The sequence below is a fragment of the Massilia jejuensis genome, from assembly GCF_042656795.1.
Lineage (GTDB): Bacteria > Pseudomonadota > Gammaproteobacteria > Burkholderiales > Burkholderiaceae_D > Telluria > Telluria jejuensis.
On record NZ_JBHSMS010000072.1, the window covers coordinates 79,100 to 92,853 of the forward strand.

Consider the following 13,754-nt stretch of genomic DNA (forward strand, 5'->3'; position numbering starts at 1 on the left):
GCTGCGTCACTGTAGCAAAAGCCCGCGTTTCGGCTCGCGCCGTTCACGCTACAGCATGTGACAAGTCGCGTGCGCAGTCGCGGGGTAGGCTGTGCGCCGGTGTCAGTGCGGGGCGGGATCCGCCGCCAGCGGATAGCACTGGAAGGCCTCCACCGCCACATGCGCATCCATGAATTCGCGAAACGCCGCGATCCGGCCATCCTTGACCGTGAACACGTGGACCCAGTCGCTCTCGAAATCCCGGCCGGTCTCCCTGGCGGTCCAGGCGCCGTGTCCCAGCACGACCACCTTGTCGCCCTGGGCAATGAATTCGCGCGGCGTGAATGCGCGCAGCACCTGTTTTTCGACGACCTGGCGGAAATACTCGGCCACCTCGCCGCAGCCATGGCGCTTGCCGGTAAAGTCCAGCGCGGGCACGGCCGGTATCTCCCATTCGACGCGCGGCCACATGCAGGCGAGAACATGCTCGACATCGCCACGTGCGTAGGCCGCGTAGGCGTCCTGGACCAGGGCCGTATTCCGTTGCTCGTGCATGAACGCCTCCGCCGCAAGTCGGGAGATGCCAGTATGCGCCGGCGGCATCCATGTGCAAGCGGCGCGCGCCGCGGGCGCCGTCCGTGCGCGGCCGCGCCCTCAGGCGGCCGCCGCTGCGGCCACGCTGCGGCGGCAGCGTTGCGAACAGTACTTGACCTGCTCCCAGTCGCGCTCCCACTTCTTGCGCCATGTAAAGGGCAAGCCGCAGTGGGCGCAGGTTTTCACGGGCAGCTGGGATTTCTGGCGCATCTTCATGCGGGCGATTGTAGCGCCATCGCGCTGGGTGGCGCCGCAGGAACCAAAGCGCACGCCGCCGATCTGCCTTACAATCGCTTCGATGCGGGCCTCTTTACGCCTGGCGCCGGAAAGCGCGGTCGCGCGAATGGTCGCGTGAAGCAGGGTCGACGTGTCATAAGGGAATTCAATAGCATGAAACCCGGTGTGCGTGACGACACCATCCCGGTCGAACTGGAGAAGACCTGCGCGGAGGAGCCCATCCATCTGCTGGGTACGGTGCAGCGCTACGGGTTCACGATCGTCGCCGACCTCGCGAGCGCCTGCATCGTTCAAGTGTCTGCCGGCATCGTCCACCACTGGCCGGGTTTGCCGGATGCCGCCACGCTGCTCTCGCAGCCGCTTGCCGACTGGGCCGTCACCATCGACGAAGAGCGCGCCCCCGATATCGACGCCTTGCCCAGTTCCCATCTGGTGGTCTTGCCCTGGCGCCCCCGCTTCGAGCAGACCGCCGCCGACGCCCGGCCCGCCGCGCTGCTGTGGGAATGCCTGGGCCACCGCGCGGGCGAGGTCGCCGTGCTCGAATGGCTGCCCGTGCAAGCCAGTGCCGACGAGTTGCGCCGGCAACACCACATCTTCGCCAACTTCGCCGCAATCGTCGCGCGCCTGCGCCGCGCGGAGGGCCTCGACGCCTTTTTTCGCGAGTGCGCCAGGGTCATCCAGGAAGTGAGCGATTTCGACCGCGTGATGATCTACCGGTTTCTGGACGATGGCAGCGGCGAGGTGGTCGCCGAGCACACCTCGGCGCAGTACCAGCAGAAGTATCTCGGGCTGCGCTTTCCCGCCTCCGACATTCCCAGCCAGGCGCGCGCGCTCTACGCCACCAACAAGCTGCGCGTGCTGGCCGACGTCGAGGCATCGATGGACGGCCTGGTGCCGCCGCTGCTGCCGAGCGGCGAACCGCTCGACCAGAGCCATTGCATGCTGCGCGGGCTGTCGCCGGTGCACCTGTCCTACCTGCGCAACATGGGCGTGCGCGCGACGATGACCTTGTCCATCGTCTGCGACGGCAAGCTGTGGGGGCTGATCGCCTGCCACCACCACCGGCCCCGGACGCCGCCCGAGCAGATCCGGGAAGGAATGCGCCAGCTGTCGGAATTGCTGGCGGAAATCGCCAACATGCGCATCGAGGCCTTGTTGCACCTCGAAGCGGTGCGCCACCGCCTGACGCTGGACCGCTTGCTGAACCAGTTCCACCAAGCCATGATCCAGGATGGCGACATTCCGACCGTGCTGGAACGATGGCTGCCGCGCTTGCTGCCGGCATTCAATGCCAGCACCATGGGTGTCCAGATCGGCACGCTTGCCTGGGTCGGCGGAACAGGCAGGTGCCTGGGCGCGACCCACCAGATACTCGACGAGGTCGCATCGCGGCTCGATATCCAGGGCGAAGGGGCGCAGGTGCGCATGTGGGACGACTTGCTGACCTCGCGCCGGCGCTCGCTCATCTTTTTGCCGGACGCGGCGGGCCTGCTGCTGGCGCAGCGGCATGACGAAGACATCATCTTCTGTTTCATGGCGCGCCAGGAAGTGGTGCAGCAAGTGCGCTGGGGCGGCGAGCCGGTCAAGGACATCGTCGCGCTGCCCGATGGCCGGGTGCGCCTCGAACCGCGCCGCTCCTTCGATGTATGGAAGCAGTCGGTGCGGGGCCACTCCGATCCGTGGCAGCAGACCGATGCCGATGCCCTGCAAAACCTGCTGCGCATCCTGAGCGAGGTCAACAAGCTGCAAGTGAACCGGAAAATGCAGGAAACCCTGCATTGGCGCGCCCACCACGACCATCTGACCGGCCTGTACAACCGGCGCGCGATGGAAGACGAAGTGTCGCGCCGCCTCGAGGATGGTCATTACGACGCCGCGCTCATGCTGCTCGACCTCGACCACTTCAAGAAGATCAACGATACCTATGGCCATGAAACGGGCGACTTGGTGCTGCAGCAACTGAGCCTGCGCCTGAAAGCCGTGATGCGCGAATTCGACCTGCTCGCGCGCCTGGGCGGGGACGAATTCATGCTGCTGCTCAGGCTGCCGCATCCGAATGCAGCGACCGCGCTGACCTTCGCCGAGCGCCTGCACCAGGCAATCGCGGGACCCTTCGACATCAAGGGGCAGCAATTCAAGCTGGGCATCTCGGTCGGCATCGCGATCCCGCCCGGCCACGGCCGCACGGTGAGCGAATTGCTGCGCCACGCCGACCTGGCGCTGTACCAGGCCAAGTCGCTGGGGCGCGGGCGCAGCGTGGTGTTCGAACTGGTGATGGCCTCGAACCAGCGCGACGACTATCTGCTGGAGCGCGACCTGGGCGAAGCGGTGGAGCGCAATCAATTGTCGCTGGTGTTCCAGCCCAAGGTCGATCTCGTCAAGCGCAAGGTGATCGGGCTCGAAGCGCTGGTGCGCTGGAACCACCCGACCCGCGGGCAAAACAGCCCGGGCGCCTTCATTCCGATCGCCGAGAACAGCGACCAGATCATCGGCATCGACCGCTGGGTCATGCGCAGCGCGATCGCGCAGCAGGCACGCTGGCGCAGCAGCGGCTCGACGCGCCTGCCGGTGGCCATCAACCTGTCGATCGTCGACATCCTCTCGCCCAACCTGGTCGGCTACCTGACCGAATTGCTGGCGCAATACCATGTGCCGGCCGCGGCGCTGGAAGTCGAGGTGACCGAATCGTGTTTCATGCGCGAACTCGGCGAGACCCAGAACGTGCTGCGGGCGCTGAACGACGCCGGCATTGCCACGGCGCTCGACGATTTCGGCACCGGCTTTTCCTCGCTCAGTTACCTGCGCCAGTTGCCGCTGCAATGCCTGAAGATCGACCAGTCCTTCATTCGCAGCATGCTGCAGGACCCGAACGCGGAAAAACTGACCCAGGCCATTGTCGCAATGGGAATCGCCCTGAAAATGACCATCGTGGCCGAAGGCGTCGAGACGAAGGAACAGATGAACTGGCTGCTTGCGCACGGTTGCCACATCGGCCAGGGATATTTCTTCAGTCCGCCGGTGCCGGCGGAAGACGTGCAGCAGGTGATCGAACGCCTGGAGGTACGGCTGAGCGCCTGACCGGCCGTCCCAGACGCTGTCGCCGCGCGCTGTCCCGCGCAGCCCCGAATTGTTTGTTTTTGCTAAGCAGGAGTGTGCTAGGCTCGGCGCTGGACAATATCATGTCAATCATTTCAAAAGGATGGCCATGGCTGTTTTTGCTTCCCGCCCGATGATGAAATATAGCCTGGCGATCGCCGTCGCCCTGGCGTTCCACGGTACCGCGCCGGCGGCCGGTCCGGTCGACAAGGCCTTATTGGACCGTGCCACCCAGGCCAAGCCAGAGGTAATCAAGATGTTGGAAAGCATGGTCAACATCGATTCCGGCACCGGCAGCGAAAAGGGCCTGGACCAGGTCGGCGCCATGATTGCGGAGGAAGCGAACAAGCTCGGCATGCAGGTCGCGTTCTCGTCGGCCGCCCCGGCCGTCGGGAAAAATCTCGTTGCCACCTTGCGCGGCAAGGGCAAGGCAAAAATCCTGCTGATGGCCCACATGGACACGGTGTTTGCCGACGGTACGGCCGCCGCGCGGCCCTTCCGCATCCAGGGCGAGCGTGCCTACGGCCCGGGCGTGGTGGACGACAAGGGCGGGATCGTGGCGGCGCTGTTCGCCATCCGGCTGCTGCAGCAGATGAAGTTCACCGATTTCAAACAGATCACCTTGCTCGTCAACACGAACGAAGAGACCTTCTCGAAGGGCACGTTCCCCCTGATCGAATCGCTGGCGAAACAGCACGATGTCACGCTGAGCATGGAGTCAGGGCGTGCCGCCGATGGCCTGGTCGTCTGGCGCAAGGGCACCGCCGACCTGGCGATCGAGGTCAAAGGCAAATCCTCGCACGCGGGCGTCGCGCCCGATGCCGGCCGCAACGCGGCCATGGAAGCGGCGCACCAGATGCTGCAAATGTCCAGGCTGGGCGACAGCGCCAGGCAAACCACCGTCAACTTCACGGTCATCAAGTCGGGCGACCGTGCCAACGTGATTCCGAATGCCGCCAGCGTGCGCGGCGACATGCGCGCCACCGACCTGGGCGAATTCGACCGGGTCGAGAAGGAAATGGCGCGCATGGCGGAGATGAAACTGATCGCCGGCACCGAAGTCAAGAGCAGCCTGGTGCGCGGCATGGCGCCCATGCCAATCACGCCGCGCACCGAGGCGCTGGCCGCGCGCGCCCAGGCCATCTACGCTGAGCTGGGCTTGAAGCTGACGATGGAAGGCTCGGGCGGCGCGGCCGACGCCAACTTCGCCAGCGGCGTCGGCGCGGCCGCGCTCGACGGCTTCGGGATTGTGGGCGGCAACATCCATTCGGAAGAAGAATATGCGGAACTCAACAGCATTGCGCCGCGCCTGTATTTGTTGACGCGCATGATCATGGACCTGAGCACGCGGCCGCTGGGGCGCTGAGGCCGGGTTGTTCCGCCGTCCCAAGCGACGACGCCACCCGAGGGTGGCGTCGTTCGTTCCTGAACCAGAACGGGTCAGTTCGGTTCAGTGCTGGATTAGAACTGGTTCATCGTGTTGTGCTTGCCGGAGGCTTTCAGGGCAGCTTCGCCGCTGAAGTATTCCTTGTGATCGTCGCCGATGTCCGAACCCGACATGTTCTGGTGCTTGACGCAGGCGATTCCCTGGCGGATTTCCTTGCGCTGCACGCCGGCGACATAGCCCAGCATGCCCTGGTCGCCGAAGTATTCCTTGGCCAGGTTGTCGGTCGACAGCGCCGCCGTATGGTAGGTCGGCAGCGTGATGAGGTGATGGAAGATGCCGGCTTCGCGCGCCGCGTCGGCCTGGAAGGTGCGGATTTTTTCATCGGCAGCCTTGGCCAGTTCGCTGTCGTCGTACTCGACGCTCATCAGTTGCGTGCGCTCGTAGGCCGACACGTCCTTGCCCTCGCTCTTCATCTGGTCGTAGGCTTGCTGGCGGAAGTTCAGGGTCCAGTTGAACGATGGGCTGTTGTTGTAGACCAGCTTCGCGTTTGGAATGACCTTGCGGATTTCGCTGACCATGCCGCCGATCTGGGCGATATGCGGTTTTTCCGTTTCGATCCACAGCAGGTCGGCGCCGTTTTGCAGCGAGGTGATGCAGTCGAGCACGCAACGCGCTTCGCCGGTGCCGGCACGGAACTGGAACAGGTTGCTCGGCAGGCGCTTCGGACGCAGCAGCTTGCCGTCGCGCTTGAGGACGACGTCGCCGTTGCTCATCGCATCGAGCGACACTTCTTCCACATCGAGGAAGGAATTGTACTGGTCGCCCAGGTCGCCCGGCTCGCGGGTGACGGCGATCTGCTTGGTCAGGCCGGCGCCGAGCGAATCGGTACGGGCGACGATCAGGCCGTCCTCGACGCCCAGTTCCAGGAAGGCGTAGCGGACGGCGCGGATCTTGGCCAGGAAATCCTCATGCGGCACCGTGACTTTGCCGTCCTGGTGGCCGCACTGCTTCTCGTCGGACACCTGGTTTTCGATCTGGATGCAGCAAGCGCCCGCTTCGATCATCTGCTTGGCCATCAGGTAGGTCGCTTCGGCATTGCCGAAACCGGCATCGATGTCGGCGATGATCGGCACCACGTGCGTGATGTGGTTGTCGATCTGGTCCTGGATCGCCTGCTTGGCGTCGCCCTCGGCCGCGTCGAGCTGGCGGAACAGGCCGCCCAGTTCGCGCGCGTCGGCCTGGCGCAGGAAGGTGTACAGCTCGCGGATCAGGCCGGCGACGGCGGTTTTCTCGTGCATCGACTGGTCGGGCAGGGGACCGAACTCGGAACGCAGGGCGGCGATCATCCAGCCCGACAGGTAGAGGTAGCGGCGCTCGGTGCTGTTGAAATGTTTCTTGATCGAAATCATCTTTTGCTGGCCGATGAAACCGTGCCAGCAGCCGAGCGACTGGGTGTACTTCGACGAATCGGCGTCGTAGGCAGCCATGTCGTCACGCATGATCTTGGCGGTATAGCGGGCGATGTCGAGCCCGGTCTTGAAGCGGTTCTGGGCGCGCATGCGGGCGGCCGACTCGGGATTGATCGCGTTCCAGGCACTGCCTTCCTTGTCCTTGAGGGCAGCGATGGCTTGGATATCGTCTTTGTACTGTGACATGTAAATCTCCGGAAAATAAAGCGAATGAGGAATCGTGTGGCCTGAACAAATCATACCCGATCTAGGGTGGCCTGCTGTGTCTTATATAAGACATAGGACGAAAATAATTTCGATTAAAAACAGGCCTTTAGAATTTTTGTTTCACCATGCGACATGAATTTCCGGAAAATGAAACGACCTCGCCACAATTTTGCGCGCAAGTATCCACATTGTGAAACGCGGTTTTAGCATCGGCAATGCAGGGAGGTGTCATATTTGCAGGCAACACAGGCCGCGTAGCTTGGAAATGATCCCCGGTAACCCCTACGGGGGGTGGTGCGCCGGGCGGCTGCTGCAAATCCCCGCCTCCAAGACACCTGGACCGCCTTGCCGGGGTCTTACCAGGGCAGTTCGGCCCCGTCGTAGGACCTGAACGATCCGCTGTCGGCGGGCGTCAGGGTATCGAGCACGGCCAGCATGTCGGCCACCGCCGCCTGCGCCGGGCGGCCGATGGCCTCGCCGCGAAACGGTTGCGACAGGCGCGAGTTGACGGTGCCGGGATGCAGCGCCACCAGCACGCTGTCGTGCTGCCGGCGCGCCAGTTCGATGGCCGCGGTCTTGACCAGCATGTTCAATGCGGCCTTGGACGCGCGGTAGCTGTACCAGCCGCCGAGGCGGTTGTCGCCGATGCTGCCCACCTTGGCCGACAGCAGGGCCATGATCGCGCGTTCGCGCGCCAGCAGCGGTGCGAAGTGGCGCAGCAACAGCGCCGGGCCGAAGGTATTGGCCTGGAAGGTCGCCAGCATCTGCGCGGCGTTCAGGTCGGCCAGCCGTTTTTCCGGCATGAACGCGTCGCTATGCAGGATGCCGGCGGCGTTCACGATCAGGTGGTAGCGCGGGCCGTCGGCCAGGGCAAGCGCCGCGCTGGCGACGCTGTGTTCGTCGCCGAAATCGATGCCCGGTGCCGAGTGGCGGTGCAGGCCGCGCACCGAGGCGCAGCGCGGCGAGGCGCGCAGCAGTGCGACGAAGGCCGCGCCGATGGTGCCGGAAGCGCCGATCACCAGGGCGTGAAACTGGTCGGGCAGGCTGTCCATCATGGCGGCTCCGGCAGGCAAGTGGAAGGGGCAGGCGGCGCGACACGGCCGCCCGCGAGGCGGCCTTGCCGCTCAATCGACGGTCACGCCGGCATCCTTGACCACCTTGCCCAGCTTCACGGATTCGCTGCGCATCAGCGCGCCGAAGGCTTCCGGCGTGCCGCCGACGATCGGCGTGCCCAGTTCTTCCCATTTCTTGCGGAAGGTCGGGTCGGCGAAGACCTCGTTGATGGCCTGGTTGAGCTTGGCCACGATCGGCTTGGGCGTGGCGGCCGGCGCCACGATGCCGTGCCAGCCCGAGAAGTCGTAGCCGGCCAGGCCCGCTTCGGCCAGCGTCGGCACGTCGGGCAGGGCCGGGCTGCGGGTGGCGGTGGTGACGGCGATCGCGCGCATCTTGCCGGTCTTGATGTACTGCACCGAACTGCCGAGGATGTCGAACATGACCTTGACATGGCCGCCGATCACATCGTTGAGCGCGGGACCGGCGCCCTTGTAGGGCACGTGCTGGAGTTTGGCGCCGACGGCCGTGTTGAACAGTTCCCCGGCCAGGTGCTGCGGCGTGCCGTTGCCGGCCGAGGCGAAACTGAGCAGGTCGGGCTTGTCCCGGGCCAGCGCAATGAATTGCTTGAGGTTGGTGACCGGCACCGACGGGTGCACTTCCAGCACCAGCGGGAAGGCCGAAATCTGGATGACGGGCGCGAAATCCTTGTCCGGGTCGAAGGAGATGGACTTGTACAAGGTCTTGTTGACCGCCATCGGGCCGCTGGCGGCAAGCAGGATCGTGTAGCCGTCGGCGGGCGCCTTGGCCACCATCCCGGTGCCGATGTTGCCGCCGGCGCCGCCCCGGTTGTCGACGACGACCACGGTGTTGAGCTTGGCCTGCAGTGGCGCCTGGATCAGGCGCGCCATGGCGTCGGTCGGCCCGCCGGGCGGGTAGGGCACGACGAAGCGGATCGGCTTGGACGGATAAACATCGGCCGCACCGGCGCCGAACGCCTGGGTCATGAGCATCGCTGCGAGGATCGCCTTCTTCAACATGCTGTGTCTCCTTGATGGTTTTTTTAGGGGGTAAGGCAATGTGGGTCGGCAGGGAGATAATGCCCCAGGCGCTGTTTCAAGGCCAGCACGGCGCTGTGCACCGTCGTCAGCACCGGCTTGCCGCTGGCGTGCTCGCAGGCGTGCTGGGCGCGCGCCATGCTGAACTGGGCCAGGGCGATCGTGCCGCAGCCGACCGCCGCCAGCTGCCTGGCCTGTTCGGCGATGAGCGCGTCATGCCGCTCGGCGTCGCCGCGATCGAGGGCGTCGAGCGCACCGGCGGCCAGGGCGAAGCGCAGGTTGGTGCCGGCAGGGAACTCGGGTGGCATCGATTCCAGGGTCGGCGCGAAGGTCGCGATCAGCCCGAGCGGGCCGCGCGCCCGGCTGGCGTCGGCGATCATGGCCTCGTTCGGCTTGAGCACCGGGATCTGCGGATAACGCCGCGCCACCGCGTCGATGCAGGGGCCGAAGGCCGAGCAAGTAAATAAAATTGCCTGGGCGCCGGTGCCGACCGCATACGCGGCCAGTTCCTGGAAGCGCTGGTGCATGGCCTGGTCGAGGCCGGCACCGGAACGCGCCAGGTCGGCCGACAGGCTGTCGTCGAGCAAATTCATCAGGGTCGCCTCCGGCCACTGGCTGGCCATGACGGCGTTGACCGGGGCGACCGAGTGGCTCAAGGCGTGGATCAGGGCGATGCGCGGCATGGGGGCGGCTTTCATTGGTCGTCGATCGGCGGCAGTTCCGGCGCCAGCAGGCGCAGTCCGGCCATCAGCAAGCCGTCGTAGCGTGCGCGCTCGGCGGCGATGCTTTGCGGCGTCCAGCGGTAGAAGCCTTCGCCGCTTTTCATGCCGAACTTGCCGGCGGCGTAGCGCTCGGCCAGCACCGGCGAAGGCACCGTATTGACCGCCAGCGACGGGTACATGGTGGCGGCGGCAGGGCAGTGCACGTCGATGCCGGCATGGTCGCGCTGCAGGATGGGACCGGCGGCCAGGAAGCGGAAGCCGAAACCGAAGCGCACGGCCGCGTCGACGTCCTCCGGCGTGGCCACGCCGGCATCGATCAGGGCAAACGCTTCGCGCGCCAGGGCGTGCTGCAGGCGGTTGGCCAGGAAGCCCGGCATGTCCTTGCGTACCAGCACCGGCACCATGCCGCAGGCGCGCATGAAGTCCGACAGGGAGGCGGCCAGCGCCGCCGACGAGCGCGCGCCGAGCACCACTTCGACCAGCGGCACCAGGTGCGCCGGCATGAAGAAATGCAGGCCGAGCATGCGTTCGGCGCTGGCCAGCCCGTCGCCGATGGCCGAGATCGGAAAGCTCGAGCTGTTGCTGCACAACGCAGTGTCGGCGCGGGCACGCCGTTCCAGTTCGGCGAACAGCGCTTGCTTGGGCGCGAGCTGCTCGGGAATGCATTCGACGACCAGGTCGATTGCCTGCCAGTCCACGTCGTCGAGGCTGGCGCAGGCGGCGAGCCGGTCGCGCTTGTGCCGTGCCCCGAGCTTGTCCAGGCCTTCGTCGAAATACGCGTCCAGCGCCTCGCGCCGGGCTTGCCCGGGCTCAAGCACGACGGTGCGGCAGCCGGCGCGCGCCAGCACCAGCGCGACGTCGGCGCCCATGGTGCCGCCGCCGACCACCAGGGCGCGGGCGTGGGCGGGTTTCGGTAGAACGGAAGGTGCGGCGTCGTTGAGCTGGTCCATGCGTCGTGGGTATCGAATGAAAAGGCCAGTGTGCCGCGCCAACTTTCATCTGTGAATCGGCTTTTTTCTATAGACTTATCGATTATGGAAATAAATCTATCGGCGCGCGACCTCCGCGCTTTTCTTGCCGTTGCCGAAACGCGCAGCTTCAGCCAGGCGGCGCAGCAGATGCATCTGTCGCAATCGGCCCTGTCGACCCTGATCGGACGGCTCGAAACGGCGTTCGGCGCGCGCCTGTTCGATCGCACCACGCGCACCGTGGCCTTGAGCGCCGCCGGCGAGGTGCTCGCTTCGCATGCCGATCAGTTACTGGCCGATATCGAGCGCACCGTGGCCGCCGTGCGCGACGTGCCGGCGCTGCGGCGCGGACGGGTAGCGCTGGCCGCCTTGCCCTCGCTGGCGGCGCGCATCGTGCCGCGCCTGTTCCGGCGCTACGCCGCGCAGTATCCGGAGATCGACCTGACTCTGGCCGACACCCTGTCGGAACCGGCGTTCGAGCTGGTGCGCGAAGGGCGCGTCGATTTCGCCATCACGGCCGCCAACCCGGCCTATGGCGACCTCGACTATATTCCGCTGACGACCGACAGTTTCGTCCTGCTGGCCGCCCACGGCCATCCGCTGGGGGGCAGCGGCGACAGCGTGCGCCTGATCGACACGCTGCCGTTCGCGCATGTATCGATGTCGCGCCACACCAGCGTGCGCCAGTATGTGGAAGCGGCGGCGCTGCAGCACGGGATCGGCTTTCATCCGGCCTTCGAGATCGACCATCTCGCCACCATCGGCGCCATGGTGGCCGAGCAACTGGGGGTGGCGGCACTGCCGGCCATGGCCGCCGACGTGATTAACGCCGACGGCTTGACGAGGCGAGCGCTGGCCAGCCCCGAGATCCGGCGCTCGATCGGCGTCGTCAAGCGCAGGGAGGGGGCCTTGTCGCCGGCGGCGCAGGCCATGCTGTCCTTGCTGATGCGCCAGTTCGACGCCGCCGACGCACCCGGTCAGGCAGCGCCGGATGCCATCGCCAGCCCGGCGAAAAACGCCTGATCGACGGCCCCGGCTGCACCGATCGTGCGCGCTTACAGCGACGACAAGGCCGGTCCCTCCGGCTTGCCCAGCCAGGTGCCGGCAAAGCGCTCGCGGGCGGCGGCCAGGGCGGCCGTATCGCCGCGCACGCGGTACACCTCCATCAGCCCGCGCAGTGCCCAGCCATTGCTCGGGGTGCGCGCCAGCGAGGTGCGGAAGACCTGTTCGGCCTCGTCGGGCTGGCCGGCGCGCAGCAGCGCCACGCCAAGCGACTGGCGCACCGGGTAATACCAGTAGGGCGGTTCCATGTAGGGCAGGGCGTCCTGGATCGCGACGGCGGCGCGGTAGGCGGCGATCGCACCCGGCAAGTTGCCCTCCAGGTCGGCGATCCGGCCGCGCGCCACCGCCGCGGCGGTCTGGACGATCTCGCGCCCCGGTATGGCCCAGTCGGCAAGGGGTTTGAAGTCGGCGCCCCGCTCGATGCGCTCGATGGCGGCCAGTTCGCGGCTGGCCGCAGCGGCTTGGCCCTTGCGCACGTGGCCGATGGCGCGCGCGTAATGCCACATCGCCTTGACCAGCACGAAGTCGGAGCCGGGGTCGGGCAGGGACACCAGCACGTCCGGGGTGCTGAACTGGACGTGGGCGAAATAGGGCGCCGACTTGACCGGCTGCAGCGCGCCGATGGCCTTGACCGCATCGGCCGCAACCGCCTTGTCGAGCTTGCCCGCGGCCTCCAGTGTCGTCCTGCCGTCGCCGCCCATCAGCGCCGACACCAGCACGAAATGGATATTGTGCGGGTAGTAGGCGCCGCGGTAGACCGGATCGCTGGGAGAGGTGGCGAAATACTTTTCGTCGACGGCGACCGCCTGCAGGTTCGATTGCAGCGCCTCGCGGTACATGCCGAGCCGGTAATAGATGTGGGAAGGCATGTGCACGATATGCCCGGCGCCGGGAATCTGGCGCGCCAGCACGCGCGCGGCAGGCAGGGCCTTGTCGGGGTGGGCCGAGGCTTCCATCGCATGGATGTAATAGTGGGCGGCACCGGGATGGCTGGGGTTGCGTTCGAGGACGCGCTCGAGCGCATCGACCAGCTCGGCCGTGCGGTACTTGGGCTGGGTGCCGGCGGCGGCCCAGTAATCCCAGGGTGCCAGGTCCATCAGCGCTTCGGCGAACAGCACCTGGATGGTGTCGTTGTTGGGGTGGGCCCGCGCCGCCGCGGTCATCGCGTCGGCGTAGGCCTTGTCCAGCGCGGCCCGCTCCGCTTTCGGGTCGGCGCTGTAGCGGCGCGCGACGGCCTGGATCAGGGCCTGTTCGGCGGGCGTGGCGCCTTTTGCCAGGCGCATGGCTTCGGCGGCGGCCTGGGCCGCCGGCGCGAGCGCTTCGGGAAACATCGGCGCGTTGATGTTCGGGCCGAGCACCAGCGCTTCGCCCCAGAAGCACATGGCGCAGCCGGGGTCGAGCGCCTGCGCGGCGCGGAAGGCGGCCGCCGCTTCGGCGTGGTTAAACGCAAAGGTCAGGCGCAAGCCCTGGTCGAAATAGGCCTGCGCCCTGGGGTTGTTGGTCGTGACCGGCATGTGCAGGGTGCCGAGATCCCGGTACAGGGGAGGCGGCCCGGCCTTGGCCGGCGCCTTGGGCGTCTGCTGGGCCGGCTGGAAGGGCCTGGTTTCCGCCTGCGCCAGCACCAGCTTGCCAAGCAGCGGCGGGCGCCCGGCCGGCGCCGCTGCGCATGCGGCGCCGGGGGCGAACAGGGGATCGAAGGCAAGGGGCCGGGGATCGCGCCGGGCCTGCGTGGCGGGCACGGCGACCAGGACGGATGCCGCGGCAGCCGCGGCGCACAAGGATACGAATCGCGCTCTCATGGATGTGCCCTCCGGCTCGCGGGTGGATGATACGATTATCGCGTTTAGAGGCGTGACCGGGAATCCTGTATCCGTGGGCCGGACGCTGGTTTGTGCAAGATCAAGCTTTATGTATAAATTCGGAAT

At 66.4% G+C, this 13,754-nt stretch carries 11 protein-coding genes; 3 read left to right on the forward strand and 8 right to left on the reverse strand.

Annotated features, from left to right (window positions below; all coding sequences use genetic code 11):
* Positions 1–102: 102 nt before the first annotated feature.
* Both ACFPOU_RS20560 and ACFPOU_RS20565 read right to left on the reverse strand, forming a co-directional pair.
* Positions 103–534, reverse strand: coding sequence for a nuclear transport factor 2 family protein (locus tag ACFPOU_RS20560; protein WP_379725763.1), 432 nt, complete (start codon positions 532–534; stop codon positions 103–105).
* 99 nt (positions 535–633) lie between these two features.
* Positions 634–843, reverse strand: coding sequence for a DUF2256 domain-containing protein (locus ACFPOU_RS20565; RefSeq protein ID WP_379725766.1), 210 nt, complete (start codon positions 841–843; stop codon positions 634–636).
* A gap of 120 nt (positions 844–963) precedes the next feature.
* On the opposite strand from ACFPOU_RS20565, the gene ACFPOU_RS20570 reads away from it, so the two are divergent.
* The gene (locus ACFPOU_RS20570; RefSeq protein ID WP_379725769.1) at positions 964–3,888 is read left to right on the forward strand and encodes a bifunctional diguanylate cyclase/phosphodiesterase; all 2,925 of its coding nucleotides are present in this window, start codon (positions 964–966) and stop codon (positions 3,886–3,888) included.
* Between the two features lie 127 nt (positions 3,889–4,015).
* Positions 4,016–5,272, forward strand: coding sequence for a glutamate carboxypeptidase (locus tag ACFPOU_RS20575; protein ID WP_379725772.1), 1,257 nt, complete (start codon positions 4,016–4,018; stop codon positions 5,270–5,272).
* Between the two features lie 95 nt (positions 5,273–5,367).
* On the opposite strand, the gene ACFPOU_RS20580 is transcribed toward ACFPOU_RS20575, so the two are convergent.
* From ACFPOU_RS20580 to ACFPOU_RS20600, 5 genes are all read right to left on the reverse strand, one after another.
* Complete coding sequence (locus ACFPOU_RS20580; RefSeq protein WP_379725775.1) at positions 5,368–6,948, reverse strand: isocitrate lyase; 1,581 nt, start codon at positions 6,946–6,948, stop codon at positions 5,368–5,370.
* A 377-nt stretch (positions 6,949–7,325) separates the two neighbouring features.
* Positions 7,326–8,021, reverse strand: a complete 696-nt coding sequence (locus ACFPOU_RS20585; RefSeq protein WP_379725876.1) for an SDR family NAD(P)-dependent oxidoreductase — start codon at positions 8,019–8,021, stop codon at positions 7,326–7,328.
* Between the two features lie 72 nt (positions 8,022–8,093).
* Entirely contained in the window at positions 8,094–9,059 is a 966-nt protein-coding gene (locus ACFPOU_RS20590; protein WP_379725778.1) for a Bug family tripartite tricarboxylate transporter substrate binding protein, read from the reverse strand.
* 23 nt (positions 9,060–9,082) lie between these two features.
* A complete protein-coding gene (locus ACFPOU_RS20595; RefSeq protein ID WP_379725879.1) occupies positions 9,083–9,760 on the reverse strand; it encodes an aspartate/glutamate racemase family protein in 678 nt (225 codons plus the stop codon).
* A gap of 11 nt (positions 9,761–9,771) precedes the next feature.
* On the reverse strand, positions 9,772–10,749 hold the full coding sequence (locus ACFPOU_RS20600; RefSeq protein WP_379725781.1) for a 3-hydroxyacyl-CoA dehydrogenase family protein: 978 nt from the start codon (positions 10,747–10,749) through the stop codon (positions 9,772–9,774).
* An 84-nt stretch (positions 10,750–10,833) separates the two neighbouring features.
* Between ACFPOU_RS20600 and ACFPOU_RS20605 the strand changes: the two genes are divergently transcribed.
* Positions 10,834–11,790, forward strand: coding sequence for a LysR family transcriptional regulator (locus ACFPOU_RS20605; protein WP_379725785.1), 957 nt, complete (start codon positions 10,834–10,836; stop codon positions 11,788–11,790).
* A gap of 32 nt (positions 11,791–11,822) precedes the next feature.
* On the opposite strand, the gene ACFPOU_RS20610 is transcribed toward ACFPOU_RS20605, so the two are convergent.
* Positions 11,823–13,628 carry a tetratricopeptide repeat protein gene (locus ACFPOU_RS20610; RefSeq protein ID WP_379725788.1) on the reverse strand — a complete coding sequence of 602 codons (1,806 nt, stop codon included), beginning with the start codon at positions 13,626–13,628 and terminating at the stop codon, positions 11,823–11,825.
* Positions 13,629–13,754: the final 126 nt, after the last annotated feature.